Raw genomic sequence first — 16,904 nt, forward strand, 5'->3', positions numbered from 1 at the left:
CCCCCCCGGATATGATAGGAGAGTTTTAGCCTCTTCCCCGAGACCGTCGATGAACAGACAAGGCTTTTTTCACTTTCTCGCCATCGCCAATTCCCGGCTCGCGGCGTCGGCCATTATGAACGATTACTTGCGAAACAGCACGGAGTGAGGCTATGTGGCCATGGCCTGACTTCTGATGCTCAAGTCTGTCTGACATGTCATTCCGTCAATGCACCGCCAATCCCAGTAAATACACCGCCAACCTGGTTGAAAACGAAGGCCCCTGCCTGACGCATCCCGCCGAATAGGGTATTGTTGTCCATCGCCCCGGCCTCACCGGAGAGAAGGCCGACATAGCGGCTATGGGCAGAATCGTTGGTTGTGATATCGGTGATATCCACAATTCGGATCCCGGTCTCTACCGCGAGACGCTGGATAGCCGGATCATGCACGTCGGCAAGTCCTAGCCGCATCCGTCGAGCTGCCAGCCGCGACGAGAGTTTCAGTGCCGGGTCATCTGATGAGACGAGTACCGTGATCGGATGCTTCATCCGGCCCAAGGTCGCCATCTGGGCACGGAAGAGGTCGATATCGATGTCTGGTGCGGCCAGAACCAGCTCGATCCGGTCAAGAACGGCGCCTCGCCCGGCGAGGCGCAGCTGCACCAGCGTCTCCATCGTCAGCCGCGCACCCATGCTATGGGCGAGCACTGGTACAGGTTCGCTACTACGACGGTTCTTCGTCAGGAGCCCGAGCAGATCGGCGAGGGCTGCACGAGAGAAGTCTGAAGCATCGCGGTCGGCAAGATAGGCTCCCGCATTACCTGCCGAGGGCCAGGTGAAGAGCACCGGCGCACCCTCCAGATGGGCATCAACCGAAAGCTGCACGGCCCGATAGAGCGCCTCCTGATAGCGCGTGTTGAATCCGTGGATATAGAGCCCCACGCCCGAGCGCGGCAGTCGCCCGGCAAAACCCTCGCGGCTGAGCTCGGTCTGCTTGCGCACGGTGAAATTCTTCGTGGCATCGCTGGCCCCATCGGGCCATTCGATCCGCCCCGGCTTATGGCCTGGCGGCACCGAGACCTCATATTCCAGCCAGTTCGGGCTGGTGGCGCGGGTTGCACCATAGGCACCGGGCGATTGCGCATCGGGTGCACGAGTTGTCACTGTCAGCACCTGCACGATGCGGGCACCTGCAGGCAGGGCCCCGTCATCGGGAGCCAGAACCTCGGGCCCCGGGCGTGTGTTGCAGGCAGCCAACACGAGAGTCAGAGTAAGCAGCAGGCGACTGAGCATCTTGTATTACCCCAGGAATTTGCGGAATCGTATCAGTGCCACCCAGAACAGCGCCACCCCGATCGCCGCCAGCGCCGCGAACTGGGGCCAGACCACGTCAAGCCCCGCACCTCGGAACAAGATGCCCTGCGAGAGGATGATGAAATGCGTGTTGGGGGCTGCAAGCATGATGGTCTGGATGATCTCTGGCATGGATTCCCGCGGCGTCATCGCGCCTGACAGCACCTGCAGCGGCAAAAGCGCCATCATCAGCAAAAGCGCGAATTGCGGCATCGACCCGGCGATGGTGGCAAGGAAAATTCCAAGCCCCGTCATGGCGAAAACCATCAGCACCGCGCCCGCAAGAAACAGCACGACCGAGCCCTGCACCGGAACCGCCATCAGCGCCTGCACCACAACACTTAGCGAAAAGATCGACCCCAGCAGCACCACCAGCCCCATCGACCAGATCTTGGAAAACATGATCTCGGTCGGGGTGACGGGCATGACCAGCAGGTGCTCGACCGTGCCATGTTCCTTTTCGCGGATCAGCGCCGCGCCGGTCAGCACCAGCGACAGCATGGTGATCGACCGGATCACGGCGGAAATCGCGCCGAACCACTTCGGATCCAGCGAGGGATTATACCGCGCGCGGAGCGCCAGATCGACCGGCAGCGCGGTCTCGGCCCGGTAGCCCGCCACATATTCCGAAACCTCGGAGGACACGATCTGCTGGATATAGCCGCCGCCGGTGAAGGCCTGGCTCATCCTTGTCGCGTCGATATTCAGCTGGATCGCCGGGTTTTTTCCGGCCAGCACATCGCGCGCGAAATCCGGTGGGATGTTCAGCGCAAAAGTATCCAGCCCCTGATCCATCCGCCGATCCATCTCGGCCGTCGTGGTCATCTGCGGCTCGACAAAATAGGGCGGATAAAAGGCCGAGGTGATGCGGGCGGAGAGATGCGACTGATCCTCATCCACGATCGAGATCGCGGCATTCGTCAGCGCCTCGGGCGAGACGTTCGCAGAGGTCCAGATCGAGAGCGAAAAGGAATAGACGATCAGCACCAGCATCACCGGATCGCGCCAGAGCCCGCGCAATTCCTTGACGCCCAGATTGAAGGTGTTGCGCAGGTTCATCCGCCCCTCACTTCGCCTGTTTTTCCAGGAAGGCCGCCGCCAGCCCGATAATCACCGGAATGGCGATGCCCATGGCCAGCATCGGCCCGGCCAGTTCCGCCATTCCGAAGGCCTTGGAGAAAGCCCCCCGCGCGGCGGTGATAAACCAGGTCGAGGGGTAGATCTCGCCCAGAACCCGGCCAAAACCCGACAGCGAAGAGACCGGGTAGATCAAACCCGAATAGCTGACCGCCGGGATCATCGTCAGCATGGCGGTCGCGAACAGCGCCGCGACCTGACTTGCGATGAAGACCGACACCAGAAAACCAAGCGCCGTGGTCGCGGTGACATAGATCAGCGCCGAAAGGGTAAAGCCCAGAAAACTGCCGTTGAAGGGCACTGCGAAGAATGTGACCGCCATGGCCATCATCAGGAAGAAATTCAGCATGGCCAGCGCGATATAGGGCAGCTGTTTGCCAAGCAGAAATTCCAGCCGCGTCACCGGCGTGACGTAGAAATTGATGATCGAGCCCAGTTCGCGTTCACGCGCGACCGAAAGCGTGGTCAGGATCGCCGGGATCATCAGCAAAAGCAGCGGGATGATCGCCGGGACCATCGCATTCAGGCTGCGCACGTCGGGGTTGTAGCGGTATCGGGTCACCAGTTCGAAACTGCCGCCGCTCGCCTTGTCACCGTAAAGCTGACGCGCCTGACGTGTGATCCAGTCGGCATGCATGCCCTGCACATAGCCCTGCACCGTATTGGCGCGGCTGGGGTTGGCGCCGTCGAACCAGGCCCCGACCTGCACATCCCTGCCTGCCGCGATATCGGCGGCAAAGCCGGGCGGGATCTCGATCGCCAGCGCCAGCTCGCCCGAGCGCATTCTTGCGTCGATCTCGTCGTAACTTGTCAGGGCCGGCTGTTCGATGAAATAGCGCGATCCCGCAATATCGGCGATATAATTGCGGCTGGTGGTGGTCTGGTCGCGGTCAAGGGCGGCGAAGGTCAGATCCTCGACATCCATGTTGATGCCCAGCCCCACCACGATCATCAGAAGAAGGCTGCCGACCAACGCCATGGTCAGCCGGATCGGATCGCGCTGCAATTGCAGGCTTTCCAGCTGCGAATAGCTAAGCAGTCGCCGCAGGCTGAAGCCGGATTGCTGCGCGTGATGGGTCACCCCGGCTGCGGGGGCCTCGGGCGCGGCCTCGGGCGCAGCGGCGGGGGCGGGTGCCGTCTCGCCAATCGCCTCTTCAAGATAGGCGATGAACGCGTCTTCCAGCGTGGCGCAACCTTTGGCTTTCGTGATCCCCTCGGCGGTGTCCGAGACCAGCACCTTGCCCGCATGCATCAGGCTGATGCGGTCGCACCATTCCGCCTCGTTCATGAAATGGGTCGAGACAAAGATCGTCACGCCATCCTTGCGCGAAAGTTCCGCCAGAATACGCCAGAAGCCGTTGCGCGCCACCGGGTCCACCCCCGAGGTCGGCTCGTCAAGGATCAGGATCTCGGGCGCATGGATCATCGCCACCGCCAGCGAAAGCCGCTGGCGGATACCCAGCGGCAACGCCTCGGGCAGGCTGTCGGTCACGTCGCCCAGATCGAACCGGGCGATCATCTCGTCAACCCTGGCGGGGATCTTCTCGGCCGCCATATCGAAAAGCCGCGCGTGCAGATCAAGGTTCTGACGCACCGTCAGCTCGGAATAGAGCGAGAAGGCCTGCGACATGAACCCGACCCGGCGGCGCACCGACAGATCGCTTGCATCGACCTCATGGCCGAAAAGCTTTGCCCGGCCCTCACTCGGCTCCAGAAGCCCGGTGAGCATCTTCATCGTCGTCGTCTTGCCGCAGCCGTTCGAACCCAGAAAGCCGAAAATCTCACCCCTGGGGATGCGGAAGGAAACATTGTCGACCGCCACGAAATCGCCAAAGCGCTGCGTCAGCCCCTCGGCCTCGATGGCGATATCGCTGTCATCGGTGGTCCGCGGCGGGATCACCACGGCACTGTCTTCGCCCCGGTCTTCTTCGGGCAAAAGCGCGATGAAGGCTGCATCAAGCGTGTCGGCCCCGGTCCGCGACAGCAGATCGTTGGTGGTGCCGGTGGCCAGCACCCGGCCCGCATTCATCGCAACCAGCCAGTCGAAGCGCGCGGCCTCTTCCATATAGGCGGTGGCGGTGATCACGCTCATCCCCGGCCGTGTCGCGCGGATGCGGTCGATCAGATCCCAGAACTGGCGGCGCGACAGCGGATCGACGCCGGTGGTCGGCTCGTCAAGAATCAGGAAATCGGGATCATGGATCAGCGCGCAGCACAGACCCAGCTTTTGCTTCATGCCGCCCGACAGCTTTGACGCCGGGCGCGACCGGAACGGCGTCATGCCGGTCGCAGCCAGCAGATCTGTGATCCGCCGCTCGCGTTCGGCCTTGTCATGACCGAAAAGCGAGCCGAAGAAATCAAGGTTCTCTTCGACCGAAAGCGTCGGGTAGAGGTTCTTGCCCAGACCCTGCGGCATATAGGCGGTGCGGGGGCAGACGCGGTTGCGATGCGCCACATCGCGCATATCGCCGCCCAGAACCTCGACCTTGCCCTGCTGGATCACACGTGCCCCGGCCAGCAGCGACAGAAGGCTGGACTTTCCGACCCCGTCTGGCCCGATCAGCCCGACCATGCGCCCCTCAGGGATCTCCAGCGTCACATTGTCAAGCGCCGTGACCTTGCCATAGCGCAGCGTCAGGCCGGAGACCCCGGCAACTGAGCCGGTCATTTCACGACATTGGAAAGAAAGTCAGGCCAGGCGGCATCCGGATCAAGCCGCAGATAGGCCATGCCCGGCAGGCCGGTTTTGACATCCTCGATATGCCGCGACAGCAGCTCGGGGTCGATGCGGGCACGGACGCGGAACATCAGCTTTTCGCGCTCATCGGCGGTCTCGACCGTCTTTGGCGTGAACTGCGCCACATCGGCAACATAGGAAACCGTGGCCGGGATCACGAATTCCCGCGCCGCATCCATGACAAGGCGCACCTCTGATCCGACCTGCACCCGGCCGACCTGCGATGTCGGCAGAAAAACCGTCATATAGACATCGCCCAGATCGACAAGGCTGAGGATCCGCCCGCCAGAGCCGACAATCTCGCCCTCTTGTGCGATGCGATACTGGATCCGGCCCGTGCGCGGCGCTTTCAGCGTGGCGTCGTCCAGCGTGGCCTGGATCGCATCGATCGAAGCCTTTGCCGCATCTACGGCGGCACCTGCATCAACGACCTGAGCCTCGGCGCTGCTCACCCCGGCCAGCGCCGCTGCATGGCTTGCTTCTGCCGAAGCCACCCCTGCACGGGCCTGGGCGTCACGGGCACGATCATCATCGAGCACCTGCTGCGAAATCGCGTTGGATCTGACCAGCTGCTCAGAGCGCGCCAGCCGCAGTGCGGCGGCTTCGGCAACCGACGCCGCCTGATCAACCGCTGCCAGCGCCGCGCGTTCCTGCGCCTCTGCCTGAGCCACCAGCGCCTTTGCGGTCTCGACACCGATCTCGGCCCGGGCAAGCTGCGCCTCGGACTGGCGTTTCTGCGCGTTCAGCTGAACGACGTCCATCTGAACCAGAACATCGCCGGCCTTGACCAGATCACCCTCAGCTGCATTGATTGCAGCGATCCGCCCGCCGGTCAGTGCCGCGATATCGACCTCCGTTGCCTCGATCCGACCATTGGCACTGGTAAAACCTGTCGGCAGACCCGCAGGCTGCAGCCGGTTCCAGGTCAACCACCCAAGTGCAGCTACAACGGCGAGGCCGCCCAGAATGATGGTGTTCCTGCTCGGTTTTGCCATGACCCGCCTCTGATGATGTGCTGATAGATACGTTGCGTATATTCTTCTGCGGTTTTCACTTTACAGATTGCAGTTGTCAACACTCGCTGACGCTGGAGAAATCCTATATTTTAAATACACATAAGTAAGCTGCCGATTGTTATCAGTCGATAAAACAGCTAAGCATAGCACCCTGATCTGAGCTAGATACGAAATATGTCATCGATCAGGGAACGACCACCAGTTGCATTTGTCAGGCACAGCGAACGAAACGAACAACGTATGCCCAGAACAGCGACATTAGCCAGCGGCACCGGCCGCAATTCGGGCCGCCAAAGTGGCAAAGAACGCATTTCGAATGCAGCGATGCTGCTTTTTGCCCGGATGCCTTATTGCGACACCAGTCTACGCGACATTGCGGCCGCCGCAGAGGTCGATGTGGCCTATGTCCATCGATCCTTCGGCTCCAAGGCAGAGATCTTTCGCCACGCGTTGGCGGCGCTTGATCCCTTGGATGACATCATGGTGGCGACAGATGGCCGCTCCATGATCTCCCGGCTCTGTGATCTGGCTTTCCTTCGCGATCCGCGGATACAGGAAGATGTACGCCCGCTACATCTGCTGATTCAATCCAGTCTCTGCAGCGAAGCGCGTGACATCATTGCGCAATTCATTGACACATCGCTTGCTCTCCCTCTGAGCAAGGCTTTCGGCTTTGAAAATCCGGGGCGAGCACATTTTGCTCTTAGCCTTTTGAGCGGATTTGTGACCCATCGTGCGGTGATGGGACCAGCAAACTTTCCGGGTATTCCCGAAGCAGATCAACGACGAATGCTCGAGACTGCACTGACCAATGCAATGTGTGACACAGACGGGAGAAGCGGTCCTGTCGACAAGTCAGCCGATATTGTATGATTTTGGAATCATAATTTTTAGGGGGCACTTTAACCGATACCTGGGAACTATTCTGTAGAACGGGTAGGGTGCGAGGTTCAATGCAGCTACTTGCCCTTCTGGCCGCCAGGGTCTGCAATTGCGCGTTCCATCTCATGCAATTTGCAAAGCATCTGAAACCGTCCGGTAAGCTGTATATGGGTGAGATTACCGTCCTGGTGCTGAACCCAGGATGCACGGATTGAGAAAGATTGGATGCATCAGCGCGCGGGTCCGCGATGACTGGCCTGATGGGCAGTGCAGACCCGCCGTGTCGGGGTTTGTCGACCCATCAGGTCAGAATCGCGACTCTGGAGGCAGCAGATCACGCGGATCTGGGCTGACCTGCGGGTTCATACGGTCCACTTCCATGCGTTGTCGCGCTCGGCGCGGATTCTGTCGATATGCGTCGCGGGCAGGACAGTGCGGAAGGGAGTGTTGAATGTTGCTGAGAACTGACCCGGGTTTGTCACCGAGAACTGACCCACCTTTCAGTTATGTTCTGTGGGTCATGTTTGGGTCAATGCACTTGCGGCTCCCTTCTTTGGTTTGACGGCTGCGGTGCTGGCCCTGAACCTGAAGCTGTCGTTTCCGGTCTCCAGAATATGGCAGCGATGAGTGAGGCGATCGAGCAGCGCGGTGGTCATTTTCGCATCACCGAAGACTGCGGCCCATTCGGCGAAGCTGAGGTTGGTGGTGATGACGACGCCAGCTTATCACGATGACCCGGCTCATGCCCGTTGAAGCCTTTGACGGCCGCGGCCTTCTCCCTCGTCGCTTCTGCATAGTCGTCGATGACGTTCTCAGGAAAGACACTCCGGGCGCGATCTTTCGGCGGCTTCGTGCGGAAGGCGCCCGGTTCGACGATGGTCGTGGTGATGCCGAACGGCGCCACCTCGTCCGCCAGCGACTCCGCCCACCCCTCCAGCGCGTTGTTGATTTCCACCCAGAACTGAGCCGGCATTTCCATCGAGAAGTGAGCCACCTCTGACTATGGATTTCCGGTCATTCAGTGGTCAAGGCGTGATTGTTCTCCTTCTTTTGGCGCGTTGCGGCGGCTGAACTGGCTTTGAAGCGGAAGCTGTCGTTTCCGGTCTCCAGGATGTGGCAGCGGTGGGTGAGGCGGTCGAGGAGCGCGGTGGTCATCTTGGCATCGCCGAAGACCGTGGCCCATTCGCTGAAGCTGAGGTTCGTGGTGATGACGACGCTGGTGCGTTCGTAAAGCTTGCTCAGCAGATGGAAGAGCAGCGCCCCGCCCGAGGCGCTGAACGGTAGATAGCCCAGTTCATCCAGGATCACGAGATCAAGGCGGGTCAGGCTTTCGGCAAGTTGCCCGGCTTTTCCCTTGGCTTTTTCCTGTTCGAGGGCATTGACCAGTTCGATGGTGGAGAAGAAGCGGACCTTGCGGCGGTGATGCTCGATGGCCTGGATGCCAAGGGCGGTCGCCACATGGGTCTTGCCGGTGCCCGGTCCGCCGATCAGGACCACGTTCTGTGCTCCGTCCATGAACTCGCAACGATGCAGTTGTCGCACCGTGGCTTCGTTGATCTCGCTGGTCGAGAAGTCGAAGCCCGAGAGGTCCTTGTAGGCCGGGAAGCGCGCCGCTTTCATATGGTAGGCGATGGAGCGGACCTCGCGCTCGGCCATCTCGGCTTTCAGCAGTTGGGACAGGATCGGCACGGCCGCTTCGAAAGCCGGCGCAGCCTGTTCGATCAGGTCCGTCACGGCTTGTGCCATGCCATGCATCTTCAGGCTGCGGAGCATGATGACGATGGCGCCACTGGCAGGATCATGACGCATGACGGCCTCCTGCAACGGGGGTGCGCAGGCCGTCATAGCGCTCGACATTGGCCTTGGGCTCGCGATGGAGAACCAGAGCCTGCGGGGTATCGAGCGGCGGCCCGCCAATGAGCTTGCCGTCGACCAGCCGGTGCAACAGGTTCAGCACATGGGTCTTGGTTGCCACGCCCTCGGCCAGGGCCAACTCCACCGCGGTCAGCACGGCCTGTTCGTCGTGCTGAAGAACCAGGGCGAGAATGTCGACCATCTCGCGGTCTCCGCCGGGTTTGCGGAGCATCTGCTCCTGCAGTTGCCGGAAGGCAGGCGGGAACTCGGCAAAGGGCGCGCCATTGCGCAAGGCACCGGGCTTGCGCTGAAGAACAGCAAGATAATGCCGCCAGTCGTAGATCGTCCGCGGCGGCACCTGGTGATTGCGCTGGAACACGCGACCATGCTCGCACAGGATGTTGCCCTCGGCCGCGACAACCAGCCGGTCCGGGTAGATCCGCAGGCTGACGGGGCGATTGGCAAAGGACGACGGCACGCTGTAGCGATTGCGCTCGAAGCTGATCAGGCAGGTGGGCGAGACGCGCTTGCTCAGCTCGATGAAGCCGTCAAAGGCGGGCGGCAACGGCATCAGTGCGGCCCGCTCCGCAGCCCAGACGTCATGGATCGTGCCGGGCAGCGTGCCGTGCGGGGTCTCCTGCCACACCTCCAGGCAACGCTGCTGCAGCCAGGCATTCATCATGTCAAGATCGGGAAAGCCCGGCATCTTCTGCAGGATCTGGCGGCGGGAGTCCTGAACGTTCTTCTCGACCTGTCCCTTCTCCCAGCCTGCGGCAGGATTGCAGAACTCCGGTTCGAAGACATAGTGGTTCGTCATGGCCAGAAAGCGGAGGTTGACCTGCCGCTCCTTGCCTCGGCCGACCCGGTCCACCGCCGTGCGCATGTTATCGTATATGCCGCGCTCGGGCACGCCGCCGAACACACGGAAGCCATGCCAGTGGGCATCGAACAGCATCTCGTGGGTCTGGAGCGGGTAGGCGCGCAACAGGAAGGCCCGGCTGTGGGACAGCTTGATGTGGGCCATCTGAAGCTTGGTGCGATCGTCGGCCAGATGCCCGTAGTCTTCGCTCCAGTCGAACTGGAACGCTTCGCCCGGTCGAAAGGACAGCGGAACAAAGGTGCCGCGTCCCGTGGTCTGCTGTTCGCGCTGGCGATCTGTCCGCCATTGCCGCGCAAACGCTGCAACCCGGCCGTAGGAGCCGGTGAAGCCAAGCTTGACGAGATCGGCATGCATCTGCTTCAGCGTCCGCCGCTGCTTGCGCGACTTGCCGGCTTCTGTCTTCAGCCAGCCGGCCAGCTTCTCGGCGAAAGGATCAAGCTTGCTCGGCCGGTCCGGCGTGGCGAACTTCGGCTCGATCGTGCCCCCCGCCAGGTGCTTGGTAATCGTGTTGCGCGACAGGCCGGTGCGCCGCGCGATCTCGCGGACCGACAGCTTCTGCCGAAAGTGCATGCGTCGGATGATGTTCAAAAGTCCCATGTGGATCACTCCCGTTACCCCCGCCGCTCACCGCTTTGGGGAAAGGTTCACATGGCTCACTTCTCAGTGGAAATTACGCGCCGATCCGGCTCAGTTCTGGGTGGAAATCAACATCCTGGGGTTCGGATACTACCCGCGGTCGGGCTTCATGCACATCGATCTTGGCCCTGCCCGGTCCTGGGGCGATCCCTTCCCGGCGCGAGCGGTGCCGTTTGCCCCGGAACTGCCACCCGCGCGCGAAGTCCTGTCGGACAGCCGCACCCTGCGCGGTGGCGGTGCTGCAGGCGCCGCAACTGTCGGCGCGGCCGGGGTCGAAGTGCTGCAGGACGTTCTTGCCGAAACGCAGACCACGATCCAGCCGCTGGTCCCCTACCTCGACACCCTACGCTGGGTACTGATCGCCATCGCGCTGATTGGCATCGCTGTCACGATCCACGCCCGGCTCGACGACTGGAAACGGGGCCAGCGGTGACCCTTTGGCTCCTCGCCCATGGCCCGGCGCGGAAGGCGCTGGGCCTGATCCTCACCGCGGCAGCGATCCTGCTGTTCCTCCTGAACCTGCGCCGCGCCGGTGAACGCGCCGAGCGCGCGGCCGAACGACTTGAAGCCCGAGAGAGAAACGATGCCATCCACCGCCAGATGCTCGACGCCGCCGCCCGCCGCCCTGCTAATCGTGATGCTCTGGCTGACCGGCTGCGCGATGGCAGGTTCTGATGCCCGTGCGCCATGTCCGCCTGTCGTCGACTACACGGCCGCGGATCAAGCACAGGCGGCCGACGAGGTCGAAGCACTGCCGGAAGGGGCCGTCATCGTCAGGATGCTGGGCGACTACGCCGTGTTGCGCGATCAGGCGCTGGCGTGCAGGTAGGGGCGGATAGCAGACAGTCGATGTTACTTCGTTCTTGCCGGATGCCAGGCCGTCACATCCCTGCAAGTGGCTCGCCGCGCGGGCTTGCGGCATCGAACATTTGGACCGACAGCGCCAATTCCGGTGCAATCCTCCGCAAGCCATCCACCAGCATCCGGCCCGCATCCAGCAAAGCCTCCACTGGCATCGGGTCGAGCCGTTCCAGAACGAACCACATGTCCTGGCTCGCTTCGGTGATCTGTGTGCGCGGACCCTGTCGCCAATTCCAACGACGGCAGGTGACGCCGAGGTCGTCGCGCCAGATGACCTCGGCCGCCTCGGGTGCTTCGATCACGGGCTGGCCTTCGGCCGTCGTATGGAAGGGTTCGTTTCCCCTGGCGAGACATAGGCGCGGTAGGCCCGCGTAGGTGGTGGCGTCCTCTCCGCCAACGGGAATAGCGAAGCGTAGGCTGACGGCGTTGTAGAGATCGACGACCGCGTTGAGCGGGCGCATCGCGCCATCCTTCACGGCGCGCTTGCGAAGGGCTTCGGCCGAGCACGGCGTTTTCTTCGGTTTCGCCCCGAAGGCGCGGTAGGCATCGCGCCATGCGTCCAGATGCGCCTCGGCCCAAGGAAAAGCGTCGAGGGACAGCAGCGCCTCGGCCAGCAGGGCCTCGCTGGTGGCATCGCTCGGGCCGTTGCGTCCTCCGCTCACATGGATGCTGAGGGCCATGAAATCCGGACGCAGGGCGAAGATCTCGGCGTCGATGATGGGGTGGAGTGTCATGTGGTCCTCGGTCCGTTGGGCGGGGGACTTCGTCGCATGCGACGCGCTACGTGTCAACAAAGTGAACCGAGATGGTCGTTGACTGTGGACTTTGAAGGGAAGTATCACATCATAATGACCGAAATAGCACGCCCACCCAGCCCCCCCCGCGCAGACGAACAGGAAGCGGTCCTCGCCGCCACGGTCGCCGCGCGTATCTTCGAACTTCGCAAAGCGAAAAGCCTGTCCTTCGACGCTCTCTCCCAGAAGGCCGGCGTCGCCAAAGGCACGCTGGTCCAGATCGAACAGCAGCGCGGCAATCCGAGCATCTCGACGCTTTGCCGCCTTGCCGCGGCGCTGGATGTTTCGGTGGCTGACCTCGTGGCACCGACCGAGGCGACCGCTCAGGCCGTGACAGTCCTTGGCCGTGACGATGCTCGGCAACTCTGGACGGGCCCATCCGGCGGCACCGCAACACTGCTTGCGGGGACGCAAGGTCCCGACATGCTCGAGATCTGGGACTGGGTCTTGATGCCCGGCGAGAGCTTCGAGGCGGCCGTGCATGGGGCCGGAACGCGGGAGCTGATCCATGTGACCGACGGCACGCTGGCACTGACCGTGGATGGGGCGACCCATCTGGTCTCGGCGGGAGGATCGGCCATCGCGCTGACCGACAGGCCACACGCCTACGCCAACCCCGGCAAGGAGCCGTTGCGCTTCACAATGACCGTCCACGAACCCGCTGCGGAGTAGCCCTCGATGTATCAACCCGAACAGCACCGCGAGGACCGTCTCGACGTCCAGCACGACCTGATCGAAACCCACCCCTTCGGCCTGTTGATCTCGCACGACCGCGAAGGCCTTCAGGCGAATGGCTTGCCGTTCCTGCTGCAACGCTCCATCGGACCGTTCGGCCGGTTGCAGGCCCATATTGCCCGCGCCAACTCGCAGTGGCGCGAGCTCGACGGGGCGGAGGTGCTGGTCGTCTTCCAAGGCCCGCTGAATTACGTGACGCCCGCCTTCTACGAGACAAAACGCGAGACTGGGAAGGTCGTGCCGACCTGGAACTATGCGATGGTTCAGGCGCGCGGCACGGCGCGGGTGCGGGCGGATACCGAGTGGCTCGACACGCAGATTTCCGCGCTGACCGACCGGCACGAGGCCGACAGGCCCGAGCCCTGGCACGTCTCCGACGCGCCGCGCACCTATATCGAGGCGCAGCTGCGGGGCATCGTCGGGATCGAGATCGACATCCAGCGCCTCGAAGGCAAGTGGAAGGTCAGCCAGAACCGGCCCGAAGGTGATCGCAAGGGGGTGGCCGCAGGACTGGCCGAGGCGCATCCGGAAATGGCAGCGCTCGTCCGGCGCTACGGCAGGATCGGAGAAGGGGCATGAAGATCGAAACCATGGCTGTCCACGCTGGCGAAGCGGTGGACCCGACGACCCGCGCTTCCTCCCCGAACCTCGTCATGTCCGCGACCTTCCTGCCCCGCGAACTGACCGGCTTCTCGGCCTTGGACGAGGACGAGAGCGCAGGATACATCTATGCCCGCTCGGGCAATCCGACGGTGCGGCAGCTCGAAGAGAAACTCGCAGCACTGGAAGGGGCCGAGGATGCACGCTGCTTCGCCTCGGGTATCGCTGCGACCCATGCGGTGATCATGGGGCGTCTCAGCGCGGGCGATCATGCGATCTTCCCGGAAAACGCCTATTCCGGCACGGCAGAGTTCATCCGCAACAGCCTGCCGCGCTTCGGCATCAATACGAGCTTCGTGGACACGACCGATGCGGACGCGGTCGCCGCCGCGATCACCCCCGCGACCCGCATGCTCTGGCTCGAGACGCCCTGCAATCCGACGCTCCAACTCGCCGATATCGCGCTTCTTGCCGATCTTGCCCATGCGCGTGGCCTGCGCGATGTGGTTGTCGATGGCACCTTCGCCTCGCCCATCGGCACACGGCCGTTGGCGCTCGGCGCGGATTTCGTGGTGCACTCGCTGACCAAATACATCTCGGGCCATGGTGATGCGATGGGCGGCGCTGTGCTGGGTCGCAAGGCCGATCTCGATGCGCTGAACCTCGAAGCTGCGGTGCATTTCGGCGGCGTCCTGTCGCCCTTCAACGCCTGGCTCATCATGCGCGGAGCCGAGACATTGCCGATCCGGATGCGTGCCCATCAATACAACGCAATGGTGGTCGCAAAATGGCTCGAGTTGCACCCTGCCGTGTCCCGCGTGTTCTACCCCGGCCTGCCCTCGCACCCCCAGCACGACCTTGCCCGCAGGCAGATGGCGAACTTCTCCGGCATGATTGCCTTCCAGACGCATCAAGACGGGTCCGAGATCGCCCGCCGGATGGTGAGCGACCTGCAACACGTGCATTTCGCCGTCTCGCTCGGCCATCTCCGCAGCCTGATCTACTGGATCGGCACTGACGACATCCTGCAATCGACCTATCAGCACCCTCCCGAGGCCGAGGCGCGGTTCCGTGCGCTTACGGGGCGGGGCATCTTCCGCCTGTCGGTCGGGCTGGAACACCCCGACGACATCTGCGCCGATCTGGCCCGCTGCCTGTGACCGGAGCGCTGAAGATGACCGAAACTCTCCCCCTGACCGACCGCAGCCGCCTCCGCCGTATGCATGACCTCGGCAGGTTCGACGTCGCCACCATCCACGCCATCCTCGATGCCCAACCGCTCTGCACCGTGGCCTACGTCCGCGACGGCAAGCCCTACCTCACCCCGACGCTGCAATGGCGCGAGGGGGATCGGGTCTACTGGCACGGCTCTTCCGCCAGCCACGCCCTGCGCGCAGGGAAGGGGCAGGATGTCTGTATGAACGTGACGATCCTCGACGGCTTCGTCCTCGCCCGTTCCGGCTTCAACCATTCGGTCAATACGCGCTCCGTCACGCTGTTCGGCATTGCCGAGGTGGTGCCAGAGGAGGAAAAGGCCGCGCACCTCACCGCGATGATCGAGGGCCTCTGGCCGGGCCGCAGCGCGCTCTTGCGTCCGATGTTGCCGCAGGAGGTGAAGGCTACAACGATCCTCTCGCTGCCCATCACCGAAGGCAGCGCCAAGATCCGATCTGGCCCGCCCACGGACGAACCCGACGACTACGATCTGCCGATCTGGGCCGGTGTCTTGCCCGCATCTGTCACGCTGGGTGCTCCCATCGCCGACCCACGCAACAAGGATGGTGCCGATACGCCGGACCATGCAAAGGGAGTTGCTCGCATAGCCGGGCAAGCCTGAGCGCGACCGGCGGTTTTATTTACCTGAACGTCCGCTTTGGGCCGAGAGAAGTCGTTGCAGCGCGACGGGCCAATGGCCGCGCCTGGCGTCAGGTCCCCGACTTATCAAGCTCATGCGGAGATTAGCGTCCATATTCTCCGCAAGTTCTGCGTCGCTTAGTCTTGCATATGCGGAGAATGCAGCCCACAATCGCCGCACCTAGCGCGGAGAATATGATGTACATCTGGGAGCAACCAGACTGGCCAAGGCTGACCTGGCAGGATGGCAGCATCGCCGCGCCCCTAGCTGCCGTGCGTCACGACCAGGGGCGACTGATCGGCCGGATGGAAGCGCTGGGCTTCAAGCTGCGCGAAGAGGCGGTCCTTCAGACGCTGACCCAGGATGTCGTCAAGACGAGCGAGATCGAGGGCGAGCAGCTGGACGCCACACAGGTGCGGTCATCCCTCGCGCGAAGGCTTGGCATAGACATCGGCGCCCTGCCCCCCACAGATCGCAATGTGGAAGGCATCGTCGAGGTGATGCTGGACGCGACGCGGAACTATCAGGCCGCGCTTACAGCCGAGCGCCTTTTCGGGTGGCATGCGGCGTTGTTCCCGACCGGCCGCAGCGGCATGACGAAGATCATCGTCGGGGACTGGCGCGATGACAGTACCGGCCCGATGCAGGTAGTGTCTGGGCCCTACGGCCGAGAGAAGGTTCATTACTCGGCGCCCCCGGCTCCGCGGGTCGCGGCGGAGATGGAAGCCTTTCTCGCCTGGTTCAACGCGCCCTTGACCACCGATCCGGTGGTCAAGGCGGCACTGGCACATTTTTGGTTCGTCACGATCCACCCCTTCGAGGACGGCAATGGCCGCATCGCTCGCGCCATCGCCGACCTGGCACTTGCCCGGTCGGAGGGGAGCTCGCAGCGGTTCTACAGCATGTCCGCGCAGATCCGGACCGAGCGGAACGCCTATTACGACCAGCTTGAGCGCACCCAGAAGGGTGCCACGGACGTGACGTCGTGGATCCTATGGTTCCTCGACTGCCTCGGCAGAGCCATCCACGGCGCAGATGGCGTTCTGGCGGCGGTGGTCGCCAAGGGACAGTTCTGGGAGCGCGCTGCGGCGCTGGCGCTGAACGAACGCCAGATCAAGGTACTGAACCGCCTTCTCGACGGGTTCGAAGGCAAGATGACATCATCGAAGTGGGCGGTGATTGCCAAGTGCTCACAGGACACGGCGAACCGTGACATCGCGGCACTGCTGGACCTCGGGCTGCTGCGGAAAGGCGATGGTGGCGGCCGCAGCACGCATTATGAGCTGGTGCTGTGACGCCGATGGCCACGATTGTCTGCCCCCTCGAAGGGGGGCTCGCAAAACGTTGACCAGGTGTTGACAAGAATTTGGAATCGCGAAAGCCGAGGGTTATGCTCGGCTTTGAAGTCTTTGATACTATTGGATATTCTGGTTGCGGGGGCAGGATTTGAACCTGCGACCTTCAGGTTATGAGCCTGACGAGCTACCGGGCTGCTCTACCCCGCGCCATTGCATCGCGTGGTCTGCGGTGCTTGCTTTTCATCGTTTCGAGAGATGCTCTCGCTTCTTTTCAGGTCTGGCGGT

At 62.7% G+C, this 16,904-nt stretch carries 15 protein-coding genes, 1 tRNA gene and 2 pseudogenes; 8 read left to right on the plus strand and 10 right to left on the minus strand.

Annotated elements, in window-relative coordinates; translation table 11 throughout:
* Window positions 1–197 precede the first annotated feature (197 nt).
* From GL279_RS15420 to GL279_RS15435, 4 genes are read right to left on the minus strand one after another with little or no spacing between them, the layout of a single operon-like run.
* Window positions 198–1,274: an alpha/beta hydrolase gene (locus tag GL279_RS15420; RefSeq protein ID WP_071166594.1), complete on the minus strand. Its 1,077-nt coding sequence runs from the start codon at window positions 1,272–1,274 to the stop codon at window positions 198–200.
* A gap of 6 nt (window positions 1,275–1,280) precedes the next feature.
* The gene (locus GL279_RS15425) at window positions 1,281–2,393 is read right to left on the minus strand and encodes an ABC transporter permease (RefSeq protein WP_155065519.1); all 1,113 of its coding nucleotides are present in this window, start codon (window positions 2,391–2,393) and stop codon (window positions 1,281–1,283) included.
* 7 nt (window positions 2,394–2,400) lie between these two features.
* Window positions 2,401–5,139 (minus strand): ribosome-associated ATPase/putative transporter RbbA, encoded by a 2,739-nt coding sequence (rbbA, locus tag GL279_RS15430; RefSeq protein ID WP_036707940.1) that lies wholly within the window; start codon window positions 5,137–5,139, stop codon window positions 2,401–2,403.
* The gene (locus GL279_RS15435) at window positions 5,136–6,203 is read right to left on the minus strand and encodes an HlyD family secretion protein (RefSeq protein ID WP_155065520.1); all 1,068 of its coding nucleotides are present in this window, start codon (window positions 6,201–6,203) and stop codon (window positions 5,136–5,138) included. Before GL279_RS15435 ends, rbbA begins: the two co-directional genes overlap by 4 nt.
* Before the next feature lie 261 nt (window positions 6,204–6,464).
* On the opposite strand from GL279_RS15435, the gene GL279_RS15440 reads away from it, so the two are divergent.
* The gene (locus GL279_RS15440; RefSeq protein ID WP_170294000.1) at window positions 6,465–7,097 is read left to right on the plus strand and encodes a TetR/AcrR family transcriptional regulator; all 633 of its coding nucleotides are present in this window, start codon (window positions 6,465–6,467) and stop codon (window positions 7,095–7,097) included.
* A 527-nt stretch (window positions 7,098–7,624) separates the two neighbouring features.
* Here the strand turns inward: GL279_RS15440 and GL279_RS15445 are convergent.
* The 4 genes and pseudogenes from GL279_RS15445 to istA form a co-directional block, all read right to left on the minus strand.
* Window positions 7,625–7,822, minus strand: a pseudogene (locus GL279_RS15445) (ATP-binding protein); the annotation flags it as partial.
* Complete coding sequence (locus GL279_RS15450; RefSeq protein ID WP_071166597.1) at window positions 7,759–8,085, minus strand: Rossmann-fold NAD(P)-binding domain-containing protein; 327 nt, start codon at window positions 8,083–8,085, stop codon at window positions 7,759–7,761. The pseudogene GL279_RS15445 and the gene GL279_RS15450, both read right to left, overlap by 64 nt.
* A gap of 35 nt (window positions 8,086–8,120) precedes the next feature.
* Window positions 8,121–8,915, minus strand: a complete 795-nt coding sequence (gene istB / locus GL279_RS15455; RefSeq protein WP_071166598.1) for an IS21-like element helper ATPase IstB — start codon at window positions 8,913–8,915, stop codon at window positions 8,121–8,123.
* Entirely contained in the window at window positions 8,905–10,437 is a 1,533-nt protein-coding gene (gene istA / locus GL279_RS15460; RefSeq protein ID WP_071166599.1) for an IS21 family transposase, read from the minus strand. Before istA ends, istB begins: the two co-directional genes overlap by 11 nt.
* Window positions 10,438–10,546: 109 nt before the next feature.
* Here istA and GL279_RS15465 point away from each other — a divergent pair.
* Both GL279_RS15465 and GL279_RS15470 read left to right on the plus strand, forming a co-directional pair.
* Window positions 10,547–10,909, plus strand: a pseudogene (locus GL279_RS15465) (YcbK family protein); the annotation flags it as partial.
* Window positions 10,906–11,151, plus strand: coding sequence for a hypothetical protein (locus GL279_RS15470; protein ID WP_071166600.1), 246 nt, complete (start codon window positions 10,906–10,908; stop codon window positions 11,149–11,151). The pseudogene GL279_RS15465 and the gene GL279_RS15470, both read left to right, overlap by 4 nt.
* 206 nt (window positions 11,152–11,357) lie before the next feature.
* Here GL279_RS15470 and GL279_RS15475 read toward each other — a convergent pair whose 3' ends face one another.
* Window positions 11,358–12,071: a B3/B4 domain-containing protein gene (locus tag GL279_RS15475; RefSeq protein ID WP_071167252.1), complete on the minus strand. Its 714-nt coding sequence runs from the start codon at window positions 12,069–12,071 to the stop codon at window positions 11,358–11,360.
* A 114-nt stretch (window positions 12,072–12,185) separates the two neighbouring features.
* Here GL279_RS15475 and GL279_RS15480 point away from each other — a divergent pair, with 114 nt between their 5' ends.
* The 5 genes from GL279_RS15480 to GL279_RS15500 all read left to right on the plus strand — a co-directional run bounded on the left by GL279_RS15480 (window position 12,186) and on the right by GL279_RS15500 (window position 16,616).
* Window positions 12,186–12,803 carry an XRE family transcriptional regulator gene (locus GL279_RS15480; RefSeq protein WP_071166602.1) on the plus strand — a complete coding sequence of 206 codons (618 nt, stop codon included), beginning with the start codon at window positions 12,186–12,188 and terminating at the stop codon, window positions 12,801–12,803.
* Between the two features lie 6 nt (window positions 12,804–12,809).
* Complete coding sequence (locus tag GL279_RS15485; protein WP_071166603.1) at window positions 12,810–13,445, plus strand: FMN-binding negative transcriptional regulator; 636 nt, start codon at window positions 12,810–12,812, stop codon at window positions 13,443–13,445.
* Window positions 13,442–14,626: a trans-sulfuration enzyme family protein gene (locus tag GL279_RS15490; protein WP_155065521.1), complete on the plus strand. Its 1,185-nt coding sequence runs from the start codon at window positions 13,442–13,444 to the stop codon at window positions 14,624–14,626. Before GL279_RS15485 ends, GL279_RS15490 begins: the two co-directional genes overlap by 4 nt.
* 14 nt (window positions 14,627–14,640) lie before the next feature.
* Window positions 14,641–15,303, plus strand: a complete 663-nt coding sequence (locus GL279_RS15495) for a pyridoxamine 5'-phosphate oxidase family protein (protein WP_155065522.1) — start codon at window positions 14,641–14,643, stop codon at window positions 15,301–15,303.
* A 215-nt stretch (window positions 15,304–15,518) separates the two neighbouring features.
* A complete protein-coding gene (locus GL279_RS15500; RefSeq protein WP_036702666.1) occupies window positions 15,519–16,616 on the plus strand; it encodes a Fic family protein in 1,098 nt (365 codons plus the stop codon).
* Between the two features lie 133 nt (window positions 16,617–16,749).
* Here the strand turns inward: GL279_RS15500 and GL279_RS15505 are convergent.
* Window positions 16,750–16,826 (minus strand) — tRNA-Met (locus GL279_RS15505).
* Between the last annotated feature and the right edge of the window lie 78 nt (window positions 16,827–16,904).

Source organism: Paracoccus limosus (genome assembly GCF_009711185.1).
Taxonomy (GTDB): domain Bacteria; phylum Pseudomonadota; class Alphaproteobacteria; order Rhodobacterales; family Rhodobacteraceae; genus Paracoccus; species Paracoccus limosus.

Coding starts and splice junctions, on each gene's coding strand:
- GL279_RS15420 (WP_071166594.1), bottom strand. CDS start 1,274: ATGCTCAGTCGCCTGCTGCTTACTCTGACTCTCGTGTTGGCTGCCTGC.
- GL279_RS15425 (WP_155065519.1), bottom strand. CDS start 2,393: ATGAACCTGCGCAACACCTTCAATCTGGGCGTCAAGGAATTGCGCGGG.
- rbbA (WP_036707940.1), bottom strand. CDS start 5,139: ATGACCGGCTCAGTTGCCGGGGTCTCCGGCCTGACGCTGCGCTATGGC.
- GL279_RS15435 (WP_155065520.1), bottom strand. CDS start 6,203: ATGGCAAAACCGAGCAGGAACACCATCATTCTGGGCGGCCTCGCCGTT.
- GL279_RS15440 (WP_170294000.1), top strand. CDS start 6,465: ATGCCCAGAACAGCGACATTAGCCAGCGGCACCGGCCGCAATTCGGGC.
- GL279_RS15450 (WP_071166597.1), bottom strand. CDS start 8,085: ATGGAAATGCCGGCTCAGTTCTGGGTGGAAATCAACAACGCGCTGGAG.
- istB (WP_071166598.1), bottom strand. CDS start 8,915: ATGCGTCATGATCCTGCCAGTGGCGCCATCGTCATCATGCTCCGCAGC.
- istA (WP_071166599.1), bottom strand. CDS start 10,437: ATGGGACTTTTGAACATCATCCGACGCATGCACTTTCGGCAGAAGCTG.
- GL279_RS15475 (WP_071167252.1), bottom strand. CDS start 12,071: ATGACACTCCACCCCATCATCGACGCCGAGATCTTCGCCCTGCGTCCG.
- GL279_RS15480 (WP_071166602.1), top strand. CDS start 12,186: ATGACCGAAATAGCACGCCCACCCAGCCCCCCCCGCGCAGACGAACAG.
- GL279_RS15485 (WP_071166603.1), top strand. CDS start 12,810: ATGTATCAACCCGAACAGCACCGCGAGGACCGTCTCGACGTCCAGCAC.
- GL279_RS15490 (WP_155065521.1), top strand. CDS start 13,442: ATGAAGATCGAAACCATGGCTGTCCACGCTGGCGAAGCGGTGGACCCG.
- GL279_RS15495 (WP_155065522.1), top strand. CDS start 14,641: ATGACCGAAACTCTCCCCCTGACCGACCGCAGCCGCCTCCGCCGTATG.
- GL279_RS15500 (WP_036702666.1), top strand. CDS start 15,519: ATGTACATCTGGGAGCAACCAGACTGGCCAAGGCTGACCTGGCAGGAT.